This window comes from Methylobacterium sp. E-025, from assembly GCF_022829705.1.
Lineage (GTDB): Bacteria > Pseudomonadota > Alphaproteobacteria > Rhizobiales > Beijerinckiaceae > Methylobacterium.
This window is the reverse complement of the sequence record NZ_JAKSYR010000081.1, coordinates 211,388-232,605: the sequence shown is the minus strand read 5'-3', so window position 1 is coordinate 232,605 and position 21,218 is coordinate 211,388. Positions and strand designations below refer to the sequence as shown.

The window sequence follows — 21,218 nt, the reverse complement described above, 5'->3', positions numbered from 1 at the left end:
TGCCCCCCGATGTCGCGCGGTTCGTCCTGCGCGCATTCGCGAGCCTTCGCGCGACCGGCGTTCCGTCGATCGATCCCGGAATACCGCGCGGTATAGTGATCGAAGGTTGCTATATGATCATCAGAAGTAGAAAATCCGCGTTGTATTTGTTGTTTTGACGCAACACTGTTGATGTGCTGTCCGTTCGATGCCCGGGAAGGGGTTTTGACCGGGAAATGGGCGTGACATTCTTTCTCCGGATGCGGTTCGCAAGAAATCCGTGCCGTCATCCGAATGGGGGGAATGAAATGACTCGCGTCCTGCGGACGGCGCTGCTCGCGTCGGGAATGGTGCTGTCGTCGCCCGGCCTGGGCCACGCGCAGTCCGGGTATTACTCCGGCGCCTACGCCTTCGGCGACAGCTTGACCGACAACGGCCGCATCCCGCGGGAGACCGGCTACAGCCCCTCTGGAACGTTCGACGCGCGGTTCGGCACGAAGCTCTACGAGGGCGGGCGCTTGTCGAACGCGCCCGGTTACTTCGAGCAGATCCCGGCCCGCATCGGCGCGCCCTACGTGCCCGGCAACGACTACGCGATCGGCGGGTCGCAGGCCGTCCACCTCGAGCCGAACGCCCAGTTCTCGCCCCTCTTTCCCTGGGGCGTCCCGGACCAGATCGACCAGTTCGCCGCCCGCACCGGCCGGTTCGGATCGCGCGACCTCGTCACGCTCTGGATCGGCTACAACGACATCACCGCCATCCCGGCCGTCACCGCCGCGGCCCGCGCCGCCGGCGTGACGACGGTCCTGAACAACAACGTCGCGAACCTGGACCGCCTCGTCGGCCTCGGGGCGCGCGAGCTGCTGGTCTTCAGCCAGCAGACCTTCCGCGCCGCCAACGCCGACCTGGCGCGTTCCTTCAACGCGCAGCTCCCTGGATACCTCCAGGCGTATTCCGATCGCGGCATCAACGTGCACTACTTCGATGCGGACGGGCTCCTGAACCGGCTGCGCGCGGACCCGACGGCTTACGGATTCATCCCGCAGGCGGCGACCGGCAGTTGCGCATTCAACCCGGCCTGCGCCGTGATCGGGTACACCAACCCAGCCGTCGAGAACCAGTACATCTCGGTCGACGGCATCCATCTCACCGCGCGCGCCAACGGCTACCTCGCCGCGTTCGTGGCGAACCAGCTCAGCGCGCCGCTGACGATCGGGCCGCAGGGCGAGCTCGGGCAGGCCGCCGGCCTCGCCTTCTCGTCGACGCTGATCGACTTCCTCGGGGCCGAGCGCCGCCGGAACATGGCCCTGTCGGTGCCCGCCGCCTTCGCCGCCGACCTGCCGGGCCGGCGCCCGGCCCCCGGCCTGATCCCGGTCCAGCCCGGCAGCCCGGTCTCCGTGTTCGCGCTCGGCACCTATGCCGGGCTCGACCGCACGGCGCAGAACCGGGCCGGTGCGGGCAGCCTGGGCAACACCTACGATGCCGATTTCGGCGGCGTCACCGCGGGGCTGCTGTATCAGGCGACGCCCAACCTCGTTCTCGGCGCGGCGTTCAACTACCTCAACGCCCGGGTCGACCTCCGCGGCGCGAGCAACGGCCGGATCGACCTCGACAGCGTCCAGGGCGCCGTCTTCGCCACGTACGCCACCCCGGAGGTGTTCGCGGACGTGGCCGTGACGTACGGCGGCAACGGCTTCGCCCTCGACCGGCCGGGCGTGCTCAACGACCGGCTCGCGGCCGCGCCGGGCGGCGACACGGTGACGGTCGCCGCGCGCACCGGCTACCTGTTCGATTTAGAGACCTTCAGGGCCGGCCCCATCGGCGAGGTCACCTATGCGCGGGCCGGCGTGAGCGCCTATCGCGAGACCGGCGACCCGCTGCTCACGATCGGCGTCCGGCGCCAGGATCTCGACGGGTTGACCGTCGGCGGCGGCCTCCAGATCCGCACCGTGGCGCCGCTTCTCGGCGGCATCGTCTCGCCCTTCCTCAACCTCACCGCCCAGCACGATGTCCTCGACGGCGTGCGCACGGTGACCTCGTTCCAGACCTATGCGCCGAGCCTGCTGATCCGCACCGAGACCGGGCGCCGCGGCGACGACGTCTACGGACGGATCGCCGGCGGCCTCGACCTCGATTTCGGCAACGGGCTCAGCGGGGTGGTCACCGGCTCGACCAGCGTCGCCCGCGCGGGCGGCGACGATTACACCGGCAGCGTCGGGCTGCGGTACCGCTTCTGAACCACGAGGCGCCCTCCGCGCCGGCGCTCGATCGGGGAGATCGCACGGCGCACGCGGCGGAAGGGCGACCCGAAACCGCGGCGACCGACGCCCGGACGCCCGTCGCTTCCCGGGCGCCACACCCAGCGCGTGTGGCGCCCGACCGCGCACGAAATCGTCAGTTGTTCGGCCGTATCGAAGGTTGCGAGCCTATCGGCGGGCGCCTGATCTTGTGGCACGGCAGGATCGATACAAAAGCGACCCACTTCCAAGACGGAGTCTTCATCGGAACGTCTTACGGTTGCAGTGCCCGATCTTCGCGGCACCCGGGACCGACCTTGACGATGTACCCTGCGCCTCACGGCCGCGTCCTGCGGTGGCTCGCCGAGATCGGGCCCGACCTGCCGGAGGCGGTGCAGGCGCGCATGCAGCCGGCTTCTTCACCTCGACGACGCCCCTCGTGGTCGGCGCCGTCAACTCCATCGCCGTGGCGGGGGTCGCCTACCTTTGGTTGGACCGGTGGCTCTTCGCCGCCATCGCGTTCCTCGACCTGCTCCTGCTGATGCTGCGCCTCGTGCTGTTGCGGCGGGTGCACGCGCCGTCCGGCCCGGTCTTCGCGACGGGCCTGCTCTGGGCCGGCCTGCAGGGCGCGACCATCGCCTGCGTCGTCCCCTCGGGCGACATGGCGATGTCGATGGTCGTGCTCGCCTCCGGGCTCGCGGCGATCGGCGGGATCGTCGGCCGGAACTTCGCGGCCCCGCGCTACGCGATGGCGCAGGTGCTGTTCATCGACCTCAGCTACAAGACCACCTTCGCGACGACGCATCCGCAATTCCTGCCGCTGATCGCGATCCAGACGGTCGCCTTCGTCCTGATGAACCGCAGCATCCTGCGCCATCACCGGGCGGCGGCCGTCCAGGCGATCCTCGGCGAACGCGAAAGCCACCGCCGGTCGATCACCGATCCGCTGACCGAGCTGCTCAACCGCCGCGGCCTGGAGGAGGCGTTCGACGCGCGCCCGGCCGGGGCCGGGGACCGGACGCTGCTCTACCTCGACCTCGACGGGTTCAAGCAGGTCAACGACCGCCTCGGGCACGCGGCCGGCGACGCGGTGCTGCGCGAGGTCGGACGGCGCCTCGCGCTGGCGATCGGGCCGGACGCGACCGCCTGCCGCCTCGGCGGCGACGAGTTCCTCGTGCTCGCCGACGGGCTCGACGACGCGGCGGCGCGCCGGCTTGGCGGCCGGATCATCACGGCGATCACCGCGCCCTATCAGGTCGGCGGAGGCGCGTTCGCGGGAATCGGCGTCAGCGTCGGCGTCGCCCGGCAGCGGCCCGCCGCGTCGGGACCCCCGCTCGGTCTCGCCGATCTGATGCGGCGCGCCGACCAGACCCTCTACGCCGCCAAGACCGCGGGCAAGGGACGCTGCATCCTGCACGGTGCCGAGGACGCGCCGCAGGTCCAAGCGGCCTGAACCCGGCGGGTTCGTCGAGCACGGGGGTGCGCTGCGCGGCGGTCAGCTCGCGCCGGCGGCACGGTCGGGCGGGGCTCGTCGGGGCGCTGGCGGCGTGCGATCCCGTCGCCGCGCGCGACGCCGGGTCAGCCGTGCGTGAGCAGGTGCGGCGCGGTGCCGTCGCCGCCGTAGAGGTCGAGCATGTGCCGGCAGCCGGTGTCCGGGTCGGCGCGCAGCTCGCGTTCCAGGGCGTCAGCGTCCTTGCGCAGCCAGGCGGAGCGCTTCTGGTAGAGGTCGGAATGATTGATCCCGTGCGCCTGCGCGTGGATCCGGAAGCTCGCCTCGTCGAGGCGCAGCCCCGGACACAGCCGGCTCGCGACCTCGGCCTCGACCGCCTCGCGCAGGCCCGCCGCCGGCACGATGTGGCGGTCGCGGTAATGGGTGGCGCCGTTGGCGAACAGCACCCACAGCGCGATCGGCAGGCCGATCCGGTAGGCGAGGCCGAACCGCTCCGAAGCCGGGCGCCGCGCGGACGCGTCGGCCGGCGGGGCGAGGAGGGCGGGCTGTCCGGCGGCGGTCATCGCGCATCTCCGAGGCGGGCGCACGCGGCCGAAGCGACGATCGCCCCGCCGCGAAGACGAGCGGCCTCGTCGTCCATGTGCCGGCGTCGGTGCCGATCGATCTCCCGGATATCCATGGCGCGCTCCGCGTCGATGCCGACCGAAGGTCTGCAAAAACTGGGCCGTGATGGAACGAACACGTTTCCGATTGTTGTCGGAGGCGCCGCCGAACGGTGCGAACACAGACTTTTGATCGGTTCGCGGCCGTTCGCGCTGCGGTTCGTGCCCGATCGACTCGCCCGTCAGTCTAGCACGGCGTCGAATAGGTTCAACGAGCGGCGCCGGCCGCGCGCGATGCTATTCTGTATTCAAAATTTACGGCAAAATTTACTGAATGACCACGAGCGGATCGTCGGACACGCGTCGCGGTCTCTCGCCCGTGCAAGGGGAGGCGGAGGCGAAACCGTTTCGCATGGGCCGCCCCTCACCGTCGCGAGCGGCGGCCCGGCGCCGCGAGGATCCGAGGGCGAACGCGCCGGACCCCGCCGCTCAGAGCCGCTCGGTGACGAAGCGCTCGGCGGCCGGGTCCTCGCCCAGGCGGCGGTTCTCGGCCTGCAGCATCGGCACCACGGCGTCGGCGCCCTCGGCGACGACGTAGTTCAGGTCGAGCCCGTCGCGGATGAAGCCGTGGGCGCGCATGTGGTCGAACAGGGTCAGCAGCGGCTTCCAGAAGCCGGCCACCTCGACCAGGAGGATCGGCTTGCGGTGCCGGCCGAGCTGGGCCCAGGTCAGCTGCTCGACCAGCTCCTCCAGGGTGCCGATGCCGCCGGGCAGGGCGACGAAGGCGTCGGAGCGCTCGAACATCATGCGCTTGCGGGTGTGCATGTCGCCGACCACGACCGTTTCCTGGATCGCATCGAGCATGTGCTCGCGCGACTTCAGGAAGTCCGGGATGATGCCGGTGACGTGGCCGCCGCCGGCCAGCACCGCGCGGGCGACGGTGCCCATCAGGCCGACGTCGCCGCCGCCGTAGACGAGGTCGAGCCCGGCCGCGGCGAGCGCGGCGCCGAGCGCCTCGGCCGCCTGGCGGAACGCCGGGTCCCCGCCGAAGCCGGAGCCGCAATAGACACAGACCGTCTTCACCGGCGCCATCCGGCCTCCTTCATCGATGCTCGTCGTATCGTGCGTCCCGTTCGGGCCGCGGACAGGTCGTAAACAGGGGCGAAATCGGTGCCAAACGGCTGATCGCGTGGGGAATTCGTTCGCTGCGCGCGCGTTGCGGCTTGGTCTCCGGGACATGTACGGTAATATGGGCGGAACAGTCGACGGATTTTCGCGCGGGCGTTTTCGAAAGTCTCCACCGCCGGGGATGGGGGTCGCGGCCGGGCGGGCGTGGTGTCGACGAGGGATGGATCGCCATGACGGCGGAGTTGCGGCGCGGCGTGTTTCTCGCGGTCCTGGGCCTGCTGATCGGGCTCGGCCTGGTGGCGGCCGTGTTCGGCGGGCTCGACCGGTGGCGGCACGCGCATGCTCCGGCGCCCGAGCCCGCGCCCGGCGCGGTCGGCGCCCTGACGCCGGGCCCGGCGCCCGTGCCGGACGCGGCGCCTCAGCCGGCGGCGCGCGCCGCGGCGCCGGCGGCGCCGGACGCGCTCAGGTTCGACATCGTCCGCGTCGAGCCGAACGGCGAGTCGGTGGTGGCCGGCCGCGGGGCGCCGAACACCGTCGTCGAGCTCCTGGTCGACGGCAAGGCGGTGGCCAAGGCGCTCGCCGACCCGAACGGGCAGTTCGCGATCGTGCCGCCGGCGCTGCCCGCGGGCAACAGCGAGATCGTGCTGCGCTCCACCAATGCCGAGGGCCGCGAGACCCGCTCGACGGAGAGCGTCGCGGTGGCGGTCTCGCCCTCGCGCACCGAGAAGCCGCTGGTGGCGCTGACCGCGCCCGACAGGCCCACGGTGGTGCTGTCGCAGCCGGAGGTCCGGACGGCGCAGCGGGCGCCGGGCCCGGCGCCGGCCCAGGCGGTCGCCGGCAGGGATACCCCCGTCAAGGGCGCGGCGAAGGGCCCTGCGGCGAAGGACGCGGCGGCCAAGCCGCCTTCCGGGAAGGCCGCCAAGGACGCCCCCGCGCCCGTCAAGATCGTCAGCGTGGACGCGCAGGAGGGCGGCCGGCTGTTCGTCACCAGCCAGGCCGCGCCGGGTGCGACGGTGCGGCTCTACCTCAACGACACGCTGATCGCACCGGCGAGCGTCGGCGCCGACGGCAAGGTCACCTTCACCATCGGCCGCGGGGTGAAGCCGGGCGCCTACACGGTGCGGGTCGACCAGGTCGATTCGGTCTCGGGCAAGGTGCGCAGCCGGGCCGAGGTGCCGTTCTCGGTGCCGGAACCCGCCCGCGTCGCGACGAACCTCGCGCCGCCCAGGCCCGGCGCGGCGGCGGACAAGCCGGCCGAGCGGCCCGCCGCCCCGGCGGCGCGGGCCGAGGCCGTCTCGCCCACCCCGGCCGCGATCGAGCCGCCGCGGGCGGGGGTGTTCGTCCCCGCGGTGAGCACGGCCAAGATCATCCGCGGCGACAGCCTGTGGCAGATCAGCCGGCGCACCTACGGCGCGGGCGACCGCTACACGGTGATCTACGATGCCAACCAGGAGCAGATCCGCAACCCGGACCTGATCTATCCCGGCCAGATCTTCGTGCTGCCGGGCGACGGCAAGGACGCGAAGGCGGGCAGGAACGGCTGAGGATTCCCCCACGCCGCCCCGCCCCGCGGCGGCTGCGGGTGTGCCGCGGGCGGCGCCGGCTTATATGCCGGGGCGAGCCTCCTCTTCCGGACAATCGCGTATGACCTCCACTCCCCCGCCGGCGCCCGACGCGCGCCCGGGCCTCGTCGCCACCTATCGCCGGCTGTGGCCGTATCTCTGGCCCTACGGCCGGCCGGACCTGCAGCGGCGGGTCTTCCTGGCGTTCGGGCTGCTGCTGGTGGCCAAGCTGGTGACGATGGTGACGCCGTTCACCTTCAAGTGGATCACCGACGCGCTGGTCGCGGCGGTCGGCGGCCAGGAGCACGGCAAGGAGCAGGTGCCGACCGGGATCTTCGCCGCGCCGATGCTCTTGATCGCGATCTACGGCGCCTCGCGCATCCTGATGGCCGGGCTGACGCAGGCGCGCGACGGGCTGTTCGCCAAGGTGGCGATGCACGCGGTGCGCCGCCTGGCGCTGAAGACCTTCCAGCACATGCACCAGCTCTCCCTGCGCTTCCACCTCGAGCGCAAGACCGGCGGGCTGACGCGGGTGCTGGAGCGCGGGCGATCCGGCATCGAGGAGCTGTCGCGCCTGATGGTGCTGACGCTGGTGCCGACCATCGTCGAGTTCGTGCTGGTGCTCGGCGTGCTGGCCTGGGAGTTCGACTGGACCTACTCCCTGGTCGTCTTCGTGATGGTCGCGGCCTATCTCGGCTTTACCTACAAGGCGACCGAGTGGCGGATCGCGATCCGTCGCCGCATGAACGAGTCCGACACCGACGCCAACACCAAGTCCGTCGACTCGCTGCTGAACTACGAGACGGTGAAGTATTTCGGCGCCGAGGCCCGCGAGACCCAGCGCTTCGACGGCGCGATGGCGCGGTACGAGAAGGCCTCGACGCAGACCTACGTGTCGCTGGCCGTCCTCAACGCCGGCCAGGCGCTGATCTTCACGCTGGGCATGACCGCGGTGATGTGGCTCGCCGCCCGCGACATCCTCGCCGGGCGCACCACCATCGGCGGCTTCGTGCTCGCCAACACCATGCTGGTGCAGCTCTCGATGCCGCTGAACTTCATGGGCATGATCTACCGCGAGATCAAACAGGCGCTGATCGACATCGACGACATGTTCCGCATCCTCCACCGCAACCCGGAGATCGCGGACCGGCCGAACGCCCCGGCGCTGGTCGCCGGCCCGGCCGAGGTGCGCTTCGAGAACGTGCACTTCGCCTACAACCCGGACCGGCCGATCCTGCGCGGCGTCTCGTTCACGGTGCCCTCGGGCAAGACCGTGGCGATCGTCGGCCCCTCGGGCGCCGGCAAGTCGACGCTCTCGCGCCTGCTGTTCCGGTTCTACGAGCCGCAGAGCGGCCGCATCGCCATCGACGGGCAGGACATCGCCGCGGTGCGCCAGGATTCCCTGCGCGCCGTCATCGGCATGGTGCCGCAGGACACGGTGCTGTTCAACGACACGATCGGCTACAACATCCGCTACGGCCGCTGGGAGGCGAGCGAGGCCGAGATGCGCGAGGCCGCCCGCCTCGCCCAGATCGACCGCTTCATCGAGGGCCTGCCGGAGGGCTACGACACGCCGGTGGGCGAGCGCGGCCTGAAGCTCTCGGGCGGCGAGAAGCAGCGCGTCGCCATCGCCCGCACCATCCTGAAGAGCCCGCCGATCCTCGTCCTCGACGAGGCGACCTCGGCGCTGGACAGCTTCACCGAATCGCAGATCCAGGACGCGCTCGACCGCATCGCGAAGGGCCGCACCACCCTGGTCATCGCCCACCGCCTCTCGACGGTGGTCAACGCCGACGAGATCCTGGTGCTCGACAAGGGCGTCATCGTCGAGCGCGGGACGCATGCCGCGCTGCTCGACCAGGGCGGGGTCTACGCGGCGCTCTGGAACCGGCAGCGCGAGGCGGATGCCGCGCGGGCGGCCCTGCGCCGGGCTGAGGAGGAGGCGGAGCGGGTGCGGGTTGAGGTGCACATTGGGCGGAAGGACGTATTAGTCGCGGAGTAGATTAGTTTTTGTCCCGCAACAGATCGTAACTCGCCCGGCCCTCCAAACGTTCGATCTCTGTAACTCCTGGCACTGAAAGCCATTGCAGGAAATCTTCAGGAGTCGTTGATTTGGCATGGACTCTCAAAAGACCTTCCATAAATATGTCATGCGAGATGAGCGTCAGGCTTGTAGCGGAGTGTACCTTTTTCTTGGAATGCTCGTCGAAGTGTGGTTTACCCAGTGTGACTCGATGAATGCTTGATTCGTAATCAATAGATTTTTGTATAACAGCGAACGCGTCCTCCTTCTTAATCAGCGGAGGATTCTTAGTGGTTGTTTTGCATTCGATTATGATCGAAAAACCGGGATATGATATTAACAGGTCTGAAACATTCTGTTGCACGCCATCGTCGGGGGCATACACTTTCCAGCTTTTTTCGATTTCTAGTAATTCCTTAATCGCCGCTTCATAACTTGTTCCAAGTGTATCTGTACATTTCTGAACTAAATCCTTAAATCCAAGTTTGGCTGCAAGTTCCAGGTGTGTCTTCTGGTATTTAATAGAAGGCAGGCCAACACAAGTAGTAATGGCGCGAATCAATGCGGTCGCCCGCCCCTCATGGCCAATAGCCGCGTGCAATGTCTCTCTCGTCGTAGTCAGAAGTTGGTCGAACGTTTCAATCCCGCGACGCAACAGTGCCATCGCCCGTTGGCGACCAAATCCAGGAACGCCTTCTCTCTGAGCAACCCTTAAAATATCCAAAGCTTCAGTCGGAGTGCCCCATTGCACTTGTCGCGCAATTAAGGACATTTTATTTGTTAGCACTTGAGGGTACCCAAGTTCAGGAACACTTATTATGCGACGTAGTCCATCAAATACCCATGCGACCTCGTTAGCGAGGCGATGGACCTGTCCAGAGGATATATTTGTTTGATGACGGATGTTTCTCTCATTTTCTCCTTGAATAAACAAAGCCAAGGCGTGGGCACTTTGATTTATCCGCGACTGGGTTCGATCTAGCGGAGCAAGCAACTTATGCCCCTGCAAAACCCCAACTGAATGCACAGGTGGCCGACTTGTCGGATAGGGCAAGAAGCGAGATAAATTCTCAGCTTGGAATTCATCGCACTGGCAAATCCAATGTATAAGTCCAACTATGTATTTCTCAAAATTTTCCTCGATCAATGCCTGCTTTTCTACAAGCATATCTAAAAAGTTTACCGCGACTATCGGCAGAAGACCCGACCCCGCGACAGCTTTACCCAATGGAGTTGGAATAAGAATTTCGTAATCTTCTTCAATAAAATTTTTCTCTACCAGCCACGCAACAGCTTTTAGGGCAGAATCCATAATATCATCCAGTTTCCTTGGATTTCTTTCTCGTACTTGATGCCAATAGAAGGTGTTTTGAAAAAACGCCGTTAGATTATCACGCCTGTCCACAACCCGCGAAGAAATCAGGCATAGTACCGTCCGCCGCATGCTCAAGCGAACCATCTTTGACTCAAGATTCTGATTTTCTGGGCTCACGAGCCGATTGGCGTGAGCGAGTTCGGTCGTATTTCGAGGTATCAAGACGGCAAAGCCGTCTGGGTGCATGCCGAGTCGCCCAGCTCGGCCAGACATGTTGCGATAATCAGATAGGGTAATCATCTGCCCCTGGCGGTCTCCCCACTCGTAAGTTAACTTTGGGAAAACGACACTGCGAAAAGGAAAGTTTACCCCGGCCGCTAAGGTTGAAGTTGCGAAGCAGACATTGAAATCAGAGCTTACAAAGCCTTTTTCTATTACTTGTCGTTCCTGTGCCGTGAGATCAGCGGAATGGAACGTAACTCCTCTCTGGGCATTTTGTTGAAGCTGCTGCGAGGACTCGGTTGGTTCCGAGAAAAGTTCAAGTTGCGTTGCTATCTCGATACCGTTAACTGTCCTGACAGCCGATCTGCTGAAACTTGTCGATAAATCTACGGCTTCATTTCTCGACTCAACAAATACTAGAACTGGCCCCCGGCCCATTTCAATCAATTGTTTAGCTGCAGTTATGCCGTCTCTTGCAAGTGCCTTCCCTGCGTGACACTCTTCACCCTCAGCGTCGCCAAAACGTACTCTATACCCACCCTCCGGCCGCCAGATTTCTTGATAGAGATCAACATCACGACTGTAGCTTATAGCTACATTGCACATCAGCCAATCTGCTAGTTCCTGTGCGTTACCGACCGTGGCAGTAAGGGCAACAAATTGATTCACACCTCGTTAGCGAAATATTGAGCATAAGGTTTCAATGTTTGGCCCTCTGGATTCTTCCGACAAAATTTGGAGTTCGTCGGCAACTACTAGAATGTCACTAGTATCTATTTGTCCAGAAAGTAAAAGACCTAAACACTTTTCGTATGTCGCGACCATGATCTGTGGAGAAGCATCGCCTTCTTCTCGGTCTCCGGTGCTAAGACCTACTGTTGCAATCGGCCTGGACGAATTGTTCCCGAACCTCTGCTCGAAGTCGATGAATTTTTGATCTGCAAGTGCTCGGTGAGAAACCAGATAGAGACAACGGCACCCACGTTCTAGTGCCGCACAAATTGCAATCTCTCCGACCAAAGTTTTCCCCGACGAAGTCGGCGCACATACAACAAGGCCTTTGCCATCTGCTACGCTTGCCTTTAGCGCGAGCTGTTGTATTTCGGTAAAATCTTCAATCTTCCATTCGAGCAGCTGCTCTTTGATTTGTGGAGAAAGCCCTGGGGCAACGAAATCCGCGACTGGCATTGATCGCCTTTTTTTAGTGCAGCCCGCCTATGGCCTTCACTAGCTATCGCTAAAGTTGCGCTCTGTCTATTTGCCAGGGCACTTTCTCGTCCGGTGGGTCACACACCATCGAATTTCAAGTTGTTCGAAAGACCCCCTAATTGAATTTGCTTGACAAAAATCCTATAATATGCCTATAACCCCATCACGCGCTGCACGGTGCCGGGGCTGCGTTTCGTCCCGGGGCCCCCGTCAGGAGCCGGCCCGGTGATCGACGGGGCGGTCGGCAGCGTGGCGGTCCTGCGCGGTGGGTCGATCAACCCGCCGCGATACGGCGTCCATAATGCGCGGCGCGGGGCGCACTGAGCGGCGGGCTGTCGCCCGCAAGCGGAGCGCTCTCAGAAGAGACCTGAGCCCGTCCCGACGTTAGGGAGGGTGCGGGGATCGCCCGTTCCGGCTGTCGCCGAGGCGACCCGGCCCTACGTGGCCGGATACGTGACCGGGGCCCGCGTCGCGCGGGCCGCGGCGGCGGGGCCGTGCGGTACGTAAAGCCGCGACGACAAATCGGCGCCGGGTGCCCGCGTTCTCGGGGCCCGGCACCGCGGGGCGCCGGGGAACCGGCTCAGTGCGCATCATCACAGGGTTCCGCGGCGTCCCGCGTCTCCTGTCCGTGATGTCGGGGCCATGCCGCCGGCGGCTTTCCGCGCGGGGTCGTTTTGGCGTGCCTGGACGATCGGATGCCAACGACCGTCATTCCGGGGCCGCGCAGCGGAGCCCGGAATCCAGACGCGCCGAGGGTGCCGGACCTTGCTCGCGTCGGCGGCTCTGGGTTCCGGGCTCGCCTTCGGCATCCCGGAATGACGGGGCGGGTGTCGGTCCGATGGGGCGGCCAGACCCCCGCGCGACGGCGCCGGCGGTTGACCTTCGCGCCCTGGGCTGCCATCGCGCGGGTCAAAATCCCGTTGGCCCCGCGCCCTTCGCGCGCCCCTTCCGAAAGACCGCATGAACGACCTTCTCCTGACGATCCGCCGGACGCTCGTCCCGATCCACAAGGAGGGCTACCCCTTCATCGTGATCGGGATCGTGCTCACCGTGCTGGCCGGCACCTTCTCGCAGTTCTTCGGCTGGGTGTTCCTGATCCTGACCCTGTGGGTCTGCTACTTCTTCCGCGACCCGGAGCGGGTGACGCCGGTGGCCGAGGGCCTCGTGGTCTCGCCGGCGGACGGGCGGGTGAACCTGATCTCGACCGTGCTGCCGCCGCCCGAGCTCGACCTGCCCCAGGTGCCGATGACCCGGGTCTCGGTGTTCATGAACGTGTTCGACTGCCACGTGAACCGCGTGCCGGTGACGGGCAAGATCGGGCAGATCCACTACACGCCGGGGCTGTTCCTCAACGCCGAGCTCGACAAGGCGAGCGAGGACAACGAGCGCAACGGGATGGTGATGGAGACCCTGCACGGCGGCCAGCCCGTGCGGGTCGGCGTGGTGCAGATCGCCGGCCTCGTGGCGCGCCGCATCGTCGGCTTCGTCTCGGCCGGCGACCAGCTCGCGGTCGGCGAGCGCTTCGGGCTGATCCGCTTCGGCTCGCGGGTCGACGTGTACCTGCCCGTCGGCACCCGCGTGCTGGTCGGCCTCGGCCAGAAGGCGGTGGCCGGCGAGACCGTGCTCGCCGACCTCGGCGGCGGGCCCGAGCGTTCGTTCCGCCGGATCTGAAGGGAGGGGGCGATGGACGATCTCTTCCCGCCCTTCGAGCCGGACGCGAACGAGCCGCGGCCGCGCCGGTTCAAGCCGGTGCCGTTCCGGATGATCGCGCCCAACATGATCACCCTGATGGCGCTCTGCCTCGGGCTGACCGCGATCCGCCTGGCCTTCGAGGGCAAGTTCGAGCCGGCGGTGATCGCGATCATCGCGGCCGCCGTGCTCGACGGCATCGACGGGCGCGTGGCGCGGCTCCTGAAGGGCACCTCGCGCTTCGGGGCCGAGCTCGATTCGCTGGCCGACTTCGTCAACTTCGGCTGCGCGCCGGCGCTGATCCTCTACGGCTTCGCGCTCCACAACCTGAAATCGCTCGGCTGGATCGTGGCGCTGATCTTCGCCATCGCGATGGCGCTGCGGCTCGCCCGCTTCAACGCGATGCTCGACGACCCGAACCGCCCGGAATGGAAGAAGGACTACTTCGTTGGCATGCCGGCCCCGGCCGGCGCGATGACGGCGATGCTGCCGCTCTACCTGCACTTCCTCGGCTTCGGCTTCGAGGCCTGGGCCGCGCCGGCGATCCTGGTCTACGTGCTCGGCATCGCCCTGCTCGTGGTCTCCACCGTGCCGACCTTCTCCGGCAAGACCATGGGCAAGCGCGTGCCGCGCGGGTGGGTGCTGCCGATCTTCCTGGCGGGCGTGGCCGCCTTCGGCCTGCTGATCTCGTTCCCGTTCGAATCGCTGGTGGCGATCAGCGCCGCCTACATCGTCGGCCTGCCGATCGGCGCCGCGCAGTACCGCCGCCGCGCCCGGCTCGAGCCGGCGGCCCGCATCGAGGCCGGCGAGGACCCGGCCTCGGCGATCTGACGGTGGATGCCGGCCCGCGTGCGCTTGGCGGCCCCCGCCGCCACGCGTAGCGTGATGCACCTGAAGGCTGGGGACCCGCCATGCTCGAAGAGTTCAAGAAGTTCGCGCTGCGCGGCAACGTGGTCGATCTCGCCGTCGGCGTGATCATCGGCGCCGCCTTCGGGGCGATCGTCACCTCGGCGGTGCAGGACGTGTTCATGCCGATGATCGGCGCGATCACCGGCGGGCTCGACTTCTCGAATTACTACCTGCCGCTGTCGTCGAAGGTGCAGGCCGGCGCGGCCTATGCCGAGGCGAAGAAGCAGGGTGCGGTGATCGGCTACGGCCAGTTCATCACCGTGGCGATCAACTTCATGATCGTCGCCTTCGTGCTGTTCCTGGTCATCCGCGCGATGAACAAGCTCGTGACCAAGGAGGAGGCCAAGCCCGAGGCCGTCGCCGAGGTGCCGGCCGACGTGAAGATCCTCGGCGAGATCCGCGACCTGCTCGCGACGCGCCCGAAGGTCTGACCCTCAGGCCGTCGGCTTGGTGCCGGCGGGCTTGCCGTCGTCGGGGGTGACGCCGAAGGCATCGAGGATGCGGTCGAGGGCGTGCTCGACGGCGCCCGTGCCCTCCTCGTGGGTCTTGAGCCGGGTCTCCAGGCGCTGAAGCTGCGGCGCGAAGGTGGCGTCGGGCGCGGGATCGTCGCCGAGGAAGCGCGGCTTCTCCTGGCCCACCGACAGCATCGAGCGCAGCTGCTGGCCGAGATGGTCGCGGACCGGCTCCGGAAGCCCGGCCTTCGGATCGATGGCGTCGTCGTTCATGGTGGGAATTCCCGTTCGCCGTCAGAGCCATAACGGGCGATGCGGCGAAGCGTTGCATGGGCGGCCGAGCGTGCGGTGGGCGCCAAGGAAAAGGGCCCCGGAGCCTGTCGCCCCGGAGCCCTCGCACGTCGCGCGGCGATGAAACGCCTAGTCGATCACTTCGACGATGCGGTGGCCGCGATCGACGAGGACCGGGCGGTTGTTGATCACGGTGTAGCGGGTGCCCGGCTGGACGCGGTACTCGTCGGGCACGTCGTAGTAGGTCACGCCGTCGCCCGGCAGGGTGGTGCCGACGGCGACGCGGCCGTCGTAATCGTAGGAGCGCACGTTGCGCTCGCGGACGTAGCTGCGGAAGCGCGGCTGCATGTCGACGCCGAGGATGCCGCCGACGGTGCCGGTCGCCGCGCCCACCGCGCCGCCGACGATCCCGCCGATCGGGCCGCCGATATCGGAGCCGGTCTCGGCGCCGCGCTCGGCACCGCGGATGGTGCCCTGCGCCTGTGCGGCGAGCGGCAGGGCGAGAACGAGGGCCGAGGCGGCCAGAAGGGTCTTGAACTGCATGGCAAAGCTCCGTCTTCCGATGCTCGCCGCGCCAACCGGCGCCGTGCGAGTGTCGGGCCGGTAACGCACGACCCCCGGAAACGGATGCGTCAAAAAAGACCGATCGTCGGGCGTTCTCTCAGGCGTCCTTGGGCATCGCCGACTGGATGAACCGGTCGGAGCCGAGGTCTTCCTCGTCGTAGCCCAGCAGCTCGGCGAGCCGCCCCCGGGCCCGGCTGACGCGGCTCTTCACGGTGCCGACCTTGCAGCCCATGATGGTCGCCGCCTCCTCGTAGGAGACGCCCTCGGCGCCGACGAGCACCAGCGCCTCGCGCTGGTCGGGCGGGAGCTTGGCGAGCGCCGTCTGCAGGTCCTCGACGTCGAGACGGTCGCCCTGGTGCGGGGCGGTGGCCAGGCGCGCGGCGTAGGAGCCGTCCTGGTCCTCGACCTCGCGGACCCGCTTGCGGTGGTCCGAGTAGAAGATGTTGCGCAGGATCGTGAACAGCCACGCGTTCAGGTTGGTGCCGGGCTGGAAGCGGGCGCGATGCTGCCAGCCCTTCATCAGCGTATCCTGCACGAGGTCGTCGGAGCGGGCCGGGTTCGAGGTCAGCGACAGGGCGAAGGCGCGCAGGCTCGGCACGGCCGCGAGCAGGCCGTTGCGGAACTCCGGCTCGATCGCCTCGCCGCGGGCCTTGAGCGCCGCCTCGAGCTTCGCGATCAGCTCGGCGAAACGGCTCGGCAGCTCGGTCTGGCCCAACGTGTCGTAGGCGCTGCGCAGATGGTCGCCGAGATGGGAGCGGATGGTGTGCGACAGGTTCGGCCGCGCATCCTTGTCGCCGTTTCCAGACTGGCTCGGAAGGGTGTCGGTCTCGTCGCGGGTCATGATGCGTCGCAATCTACGGTCTTCTGCGGGCTCGCGGGTGGTCCGAAGCCGCGAGGCGGAACGTGTCCGGCTCGCGCCTGAGCCGTTCGAGTTGTTCCGTGTCTTTAGCCTATCGCGGCCGCGCTTGCACCTTCGCGACCGTCACATCCAAGTGCGTCGCGCCTCGCCTCAACAGGGCTTCGGCGCGACGACGACGGTGGCCGCCGCCGGCGCGCCGGGTTTCAGCAGGCGGATCGCGCCGTCGCGCAGGGTGATGACGTCACCGCGCGCGAGGTCGGTCCAGCATTCGTCGCGGGTCAACGCCTGCGTCGCCACCACCGACACGACGTCGCGCTCGGTGGTCTCCTGGGCGAAGTCCACCCGCCAATCCTCGTCGATCAGCGTCGCCGTGCCGAAGGGCGCCCGGCGGGTGAGGTAGCACAGGCGCTTGCCGCAATGGGCGTAGAGGGTTCGGCTGTCGGAGAGCAGCATGTTGAACACGCCGAGCGCGTGCAACTCGGCGCAGAGGTCGGCCACCGCGCGGTCGAGCAGCGCGGGCTTGGGCAGGGCCGAGAAGCGCCCCTGCAGGCGGCCGAGCATCCAGCAGAAGGCGTACTCGCTGTCCGTCGACCCGATCGGCATGAACCCGCCGAGCGGAAGCTTCTTCACCCCCTTGAGCTGACCGTTATGCGCGAAGGTCCAGCGCCGGCCCCAGAGCTCGCGCGAGAACGGATGGGTGTTCTCGAGGCTGACGCGGCCGCGATTGGCCTTGCGCACGTGTCCGATGACGATGCGGCTCTTGATCTTGTAGTCGCGCAGCAGGCGGGCGAGTTCCGACTTCGCGCTCGGCTCGGGCTCGTGGAAGCTGCGGCAGCCGCGGCCCTCGTAGAAGCTGATGCCCCATCCGTCCGCGTGCGGACCAGTCTCGCCGCCGCGCCGCGCCAACGCCGCGAACGAGAAGCGGATGTCGGTGGGCACGTTCGCGCTCATGCCGAGCAGTTCGCACATCGTCTCGGAAACTTACCTGATCGGGCGGGGCCTCGGCGCGGATCGTCCGCCGCCCGGATGTCCACTTCGGTTTAGGTGCGTTTCGGACGGCGAACAACCGTGAACCGCACCGCGCGTCAGCGGCCGAGGTAATCCGTCAGCGTCATGCCGACCATGATCGCGACCCAGAAGAAGCCGAGGCCCGAGAACAGCTTCACCAGCGGCGGCTCGTGGAGCACCTCCATCGACACGAGGAGGACGACGAGCGCCATCGCCGCGACGACGACGAGCTCGAGCGCCCAGACATGCTCGAACGGCAGCGTCGCGCCGAGGGTGACGTTGACCGCGAGCAGGCCCATCAGCGCGAGGAAGGTCAGGACCGGCTTGCGCAGCCGATCCTTCAGGAGCGCGCGGTCGGTGTCGGAGAGGGTCGCGAGCGGGCTGCGCATCGGGCTACCGGTTGACGACGTAGAGGATCGGGAAGGCCATGATCCAGATCAGGTCGATGAAGTGCCAGTACAGGCCGTAGATCTCGATCCAGTTCTGGTGCCGCGACAGGAACCCCGCCTTGGACGCGATCCAGGTCATGCCGAGCAGCAGCGAGATGCCGGTCAGCAGGTGCAGCCCGTGCAACAGCGTCGCGACGTAGTAGAGGTTCACGAACAGGCGCGAGGCCGGGCTCGCCGTCAGCTCGTAGGGGCGCGAGCCGAGGAACGGCATCATGTGCTCCTCGTAGTCGGCGTAGTACTCGTAGCCCTTCAGCACGAGGAACAGGCTGCCGAGAGCGGCGGTCGCCAGCATCGCTCGCACCATCGCCCGCTGCCAGCCAATGCGCGAGAACTCGATCGCCATCGACATGGTGAGGCTGGAGACGATCAGCACCACCGTGTTGACGGCGCCGATCCAGAACTTCAGGTGGCGCGCCGCCTCCTGCGTCGCCTCCGGGTGCTGGATCCGCACGATCAGCGCCACCAGGAACAGGGCCGCGAAGAGCAGGAGCTCGGTGATCAGCCACGCCCAGATCCCGAGCGTAGCGGCATAGCGCTGCTGCGCGACGGTCTCGAAATGGTGGGCGCGCTTGATGCCGACGCCGTCGGCGAGACCCGTGCTCATCGCTGCTGCCTCATCGATGCTGCGCCTTGGTTTCCTGCTCCTGGATCGGGTAGTCGTACGGAACCCTCGGCACCTCGGGCGGCGACGCGAAGTTGAGCGTCGGCGGCGGCGAGGTCGTCTCCCACTCGAGCCCCTTGGCGTCCCAGGGATTCACGGGCGCCTTCCTGCCGAACCACAGGGAATAGACGAGGTAGAGCATCGGGAAGATGTAGCCCGCCGCCAGGATCGTCGCGCCGGCCGAGGAGAGGACGTTCAGCATCTGGAATTCCGGCGGGTACGTCGCGTAGCGTCGCGGCATGCCGAGGTAGCCGAGGATGAACTGCGGAAAGAACGTCACGTTGAAGCCGAGGAAGATCAGCAGCGCCGAGATCCGCCCCCAGGCCTCGTTGTACATCCGGCCGGTGAACTTCGGCCACCAGAAGTGCAGCCCGCCGAGGAAGGCCAGCACCGTGCCGCCGACCATGATGTAGTGGAAGTGCGCGACCACGAAGTAGGTCGCATGGATGTGCTGGTTGATCGCCAGCGTCGCCAGGTACAGGCCGGTGAGGCCGCCGAGCACGAACAGGCCGATATAGCCCATCGCGTAGAGCATCGGCGTGTCGAGGCGGAGCTTCCCCTTATGGATCGTCGCGGTCCAGTTGTAGACCTTCACCGCCGAGGGCACGGCGACCGCGAAGGAGAGCGCCGAGAAGGCGAGCGAGGCGAGATCGCTCTGCCCGTTGATGAACATATGGTGGCCCCAGACGAAGAACGTCACCGAGGCGAGCCCGATCGCGGCGTAGGCGACGAAGCGGTAGCCGAAGAGCTTCTTCTGGGCGAAGGCCGGGATGATCTCGGAGATCACCCCCATGCCCGGCAGGACCATGATGTACACCGCCGGGTGCGAGTAGAACCAGAACAGGTGCTGGAACAGCACCGGGTCGCCGCCATAGGCCGGATCGAACACGCCGATGTGGAAGGCGCGCTCCATGATCAGCAGGATCAGCGCCGTGGTGATCACGGGCGTCGCCAGCAGGAAGATCAGGCTGGTGGCGTAGTGCGTCCAGACGAAGATCGGCAGCTTGAACCACGTCATGCCGGGCGCGCGCATGGTGTGGATCGTGACGACGAAGTTCAGGCCCGTCAGGATCGACGAGAACCCGACGATCGTCACGCCGATCAGCGCCGGCAGGACCCAGCCGTTCGAGAACGCGGTGGAGAGCGGCGCGTAGAAGGTCCAGCCCGTGTCGATGCCGCCGAGCACCACCGACACCATCGTGAAGAGCGCGCCCGTCATGAAGACGTACCAGCTCGTGAGGTTCAGCTTGGGGAAGGCGAGGTCCTTCGCCCCGATCATCAGCGGGATCAGGAAGTTGCCGAAGGTCGCCGGGATCGACGGGATCAGGAAGAACCACACCATCACCACGCCGTGGATGGTGAAGGCCTTGTTGTAGGTGTCGTTGGCCATCACCGCGCCGTTCGGCACGACGAGGGCCAGCCGCACCACGCCCGCGGCGACGGCGCCGATGATGAAGAACGCGGTGATCGAGGCGAGGTAGAGGATCGCGATGCGCTTGTGGTCGGTGGTGAGGAACCACGAGCGCAGGGTCGATTGGGCGTGGAGATAGTCGGCCGGACGATCGAGCGTCGCCTCCGGCGCGTGCGGCTCGCGGTTCGCGATCCCGCTGTCGATCGTGCCCGATGCGCTCATCGCGTGGCCTCTCCGGACGCTGCGTCGCCCACGGTGCGGGTGTTCGATTTCAGGAAGTCGATCAGGCGGCCGAGGTCGTCCTCCGGGATCACGCCGGCGAAGCTCGGCATGATCTGCTTGTAGCCCTCGGCGAGCCGGTTGCCGTTGGGGTTGCGGATCTTGTCGCGAAGGTAGTCCTCGTCGGCCGTGATCGTGCGCCCGTCCGCCAGTCGCACCGCCCGTCCGTAGAGGCCGGCGAGCTTCGGCGCCTGCACGGTCGACCCATCGTCGTGGCAGGTTCCGCAGCCGTAGGCATTGTAGATCGCCTTGCCGGCCGCGACCTTCGATTGCTGCGCCCCGGAATGGGTGAGCCAGTCCTGGTAGTCCCCCTGGCTGAGGATCGTCAGGCTGCCCTCCATCGCCGAGTGGTCGGTGCCGCAATATTCCGAGCAGTACAGATGGAAGGTGCCGGGCTTGTCGGCCTTGAACCACAGCTCGGTGTAGCGGTCGGGCAAGGCCGCCATCTGCACCCGGAGCGCCGGCAGGTAGAGCGCATGGATCACGTCCTGGCTGATGATCCGCAGCTTGATCGGCTGGCCCATCGGCACATGCAGGTCGTTGATCTCGGATTGGCCGGTCGGGTGCTGGAACTTCCACATCCATTGCCGACCGATCGCCTCGATCACCATCGCGTCGGGCGGCGGGTTCTTCGAGATCACGAAGAGCCGCGCGCCCCAGACGAAGAAGATCAGCGTCAGCAGGAACGGAATCAGCATCCAGCTGATCTCGATCAGGTTCGAGCGGATGCCGCTGGTGTCGCGGTTGGCCTCCTGGCCGTCGCGGTACCGGATCGCGAACCAGGTGATCGCCAGGAACACCGGCACGGTGAGCACCAGCGTGAGCACCGTGAAGGCGAGGATCAGGTAGTCGGTCTCGACCGCGACGGCGGAGGCCGCCGCCGGCCAGAGCTCGAGGGCTGCGTGCTTCGGCGTCATCG

The 21,218-nt window shown here is 66.8% G+C and carries 19 protein-coding genes; 7 read left to right on the top strand and 12 right to left on the bottom strand.

Annotated features, from left to right (window positions below; all coding sequences use genetic code 11):
* Positions 1–287: 287 nt before the first annotated feature.
* Positions 288–2,216 carry an autotransporter domain-containing protein gene (locus MKK64_RS10040; RefSeq protein WP_243934156.1) on the top strand — a complete coding sequence of 643 codons (1,929 nt, stop codon included), beginning with the start codon at positions 288–290 and terminating at the stop codon, positions 2,214–2,216.
* A gap of 439 nt (positions 2,217–2,655) precedes the next feature.
* Positions 2,656–3,669 carry a sensor domain-containing diguanylate cyclase gene (locus tag MKK64_RS28235; RefSeq protein ID WP_243934155.1) on the top strand — a complete coding sequence of 338 codons (1,014 nt, stop codon included), beginning with the start codon at positions 2,656–2,658 and terminating at the stop codon, positions 3,667–3,669.
* A 125-nt stretch (positions 3,670–3,794) separates the two neighbouring features.
* Here MKK64_RS28235 and MKK64_RS10030 read toward each other — a convergent pair whose 3' ends face one another.
* Together MKK64_RS10030 and MKK64_RS10025 are read right to left on the bottom strand one after the other, a co-directional pair.
* The gene (locus tag MKK64_RS10030; protein ID WP_147844643.1) at positions 3,795–4,229 is read right to left on the bottom strand and encodes a hypothetical protein; all 435 of its coding nucleotides are present in this window, start codon (positions 4,227–4,229) and stop codon (positions 3,795–3,797) included.
* A 528-nt stretch (positions 4,230–4,757) separates the two neighbouring features.
* Positions 4,758–5,360: a TIGR00730 family Rossman fold protein gene (locus MKK64_RS10025; protein WP_147844644.1), complete on the bottom strand. Its 603-nt coding sequence runs from the start codon at positions 5,358–5,360 to the stop codon at positions 4,758–4,760.
* A gap of 266 nt (positions 5,361–5,626) precedes the next feature.
* Here MKK64_RS10025 and MKK64_RS10020 point away from each other — a divergent pair, with 266 nt between their 5' ends.
* Positions 5,627–6,940: a LysM peptidoglycan-binding domain-containing protein gene (locus tag MKK64_RS10020; RefSeq protein ID WP_243934153.1), complete on the top strand. Its 1,314-nt coding sequence runs from the start codon at positions 5,627–5,629 to the stop codon at positions 6,938–6,940.
* Positions 6,941–7,040: 100 nt separating this feature from the next.
* Positions 7,041–8,960 carry an ABCB family ABC transporter ATP-binding protein/permease gene (locus MKK64_RS10015; RefSeq protein ID WP_243934151.1) on the top strand — a complete coding sequence of 640 codons (1,920 nt, stop codon included), beginning with the start codon at positions 7,041–7,043 and terminating at the stop codon, positions 8,958–8,960.
* A gap of 1 nt (position 8,961) precedes the next feature.
* Here MKK64_RS10015 and MKK64_RS10010 read toward each other — a convergent pair whose 3' ends face one another.
* Together MKK64_RS10010 and MKK64_RS10005 are read right to left on the bottom strand one after the other, a co-directional pair.
* Positions 8,962–11,187, bottom strand: a complete 2,226-nt coding sequence (locus MKK64_RS10010) for a DEAD/DEAH box helicase (protein ID WP_243934149.1) — start codon at positions 11,185–11,187, stop codon at positions 8,962–8,964.
* A 6-nt stretch (positions 11,188–11,193) separates the two neighbouring features.
* Positions 11,194–11,706, bottom strand: a complete 513-nt coding sequence (locus tag MKK64_RS10005) for a DEAD/DEAH box helicase (RefSeq protein WP_243934147.1) — start codon at positions 11,704–11,706, stop codon at positions 11,194–11,196.
* 981 nt (positions 11,707–12,687) lie between these two features.
* Here MKK64_RS10005 and MKK64_RS10000 point away from each other — a divergent pair.
* The 3 genes from MKK64_RS10000 to mscL all read left to right on the top strand — a co-directional run bounded on the left by MKK64_RS10000 (position 12,688) and on the right by mscL (position 14,756).
* On the top strand, positions 12,688–13,398 hold the full coding sequence (locus MKK64_RS10000) for a phosphatidylserine decarboxylase (protein ID WP_243934145.1): 711 nt from the start codon (positions 12,688–12,690) through the stop codon (positions 13,396–13,398).
* Between the two features lie 12 nt (positions 13,399–13,410).
* The gene (gene pssA / locus MKK64_RS09995) at positions 13,411–14,247 is read left to right on the top strand and encodes a CDP-diacylglycerol--serine O-phosphatidyltransferase (RefSeq protein ID WP_243934132.1); all 837 of its coding nucleotides are present in this window, start codon (positions 13,411–13,413) and stop codon (positions 14,245–14,247) included.
* An 80-nt stretch (positions 14,248–14,327) separates the two neighbouring features.
* Positions 14,328–14,756, top strand: coding sequence for a large conductance mechanosensitive channel protein MscL (gene mscL / locus MKK64_RS09990; RefSeq protein WP_147726012.1), 429 nt, complete (start codon positions 14,328–14,330; stop codon positions 14,754–14,756).
* A 3-nt stretch (positions 14,757–14,759) separates the two neighbouring features.
* Here the strand turns inward: mscL and MKK64_RS09985 are convergent, their stop codons facing one another.
* The 8 genes from MKK64_RS09985 to coxB all read right to left on the bottom strand — a co-directional run bounded on the left by MKK64_RS09985 (position 14,760) and on the right by coxB (position 21,216).
* A complete protein-coding gene (locus MKK64_RS09985) occupies positions 14,760–15,050 on the bottom strand; it encodes a hypothetical protein (RefSeq protein WP_147726013.1) in 291 nt (96 codons plus the stop codon).
* A gap of 147 nt (positions 15,051–15,197) precedes the next feature.
* Entirely contained in the window at positions 15,198–15,611 is a 414-nt protein-coding gene (locus MKK64_RS09980; RefSeq protein WP_147726014.1) for a DUF1236 domain-containing protein, read from the bottom strand.
* A 118-nt stretch (positions 15,612–15,729) separates the two neighbouring features.
* Entirely contained in the window at positions 15,730–16,473 is a 744-nt protein-coding gene (locus tag MKK64_RS09975; protein ID WP_147726015.1) for a NepR family anti-sigma factor, read from the bottom strand.
* 168 nt (positions 16,474–16,641) lie between these two features.
* Positions 16,642–17,460, bottom strand: coding sequence for a class II glutamine amidotransferase (locus MKK64_RS09970; RefSeq protein WP_147726016.1), 819 nt, complete (start codon positions 17,458–17,460; stop codon positions 16,642–16,644).
* A 116-nt stretch (positions 17,461–17,576) separates the two neighbouring features.
* Positions 17,577–17,888, bottom strand: a complete 312-nt coding sequence (locus MKK64_RS09965; protein WP_147726017.1) for an oxidase — start codon at positions 17,886–17,888, stop codon at positions 17,577–17,579.
* 4 nt (positions 17,889–17,892) lie between these two features.
* On the bottom strand, positions 17,893–18,552 hold the full coding sequence (locus MKK64_RS09960) for a cytochrome c oxidase subunit 3 (protein WP_147726018.1): 660 nt from the start codon (positions 18,550–18,552) through the stop codon (positions 17,893–17,895).
* Between the two features lie 10 nt (positions 18,553–18,562).
* Positions 18,563–20,242 (bottom strand): cbb3-type cytochrome c oxidase subunit I, encoded by a 1,680-nt coding sequence (locus MKK64_RS09955; protein WP_147726019.1) that lies wholly within the window; start codon positions 20,240–20,242, stop codon positions 18,563–18,565.
* Positions 20,239–21,216 carry a cytochrome c oxidase subunit II gene (coxB, locus tag MKK64_RS09950; RefSeq protein WP_243934130.1) on the bottom strand — a complete coding sequence of 326 codons (978 nt, stop codon included), beginning with the start codon at positions 21,214–21,216 and terminating at the stop codon, positions 20,239–20,241. The genes MKK64_RS09955 and coxB overlap by 4 nt, the downstream gene beginning before the upstream one ends.
* Between the last annotated feature and the right edge of the window lie 2 nt (positions 21,217–21,218).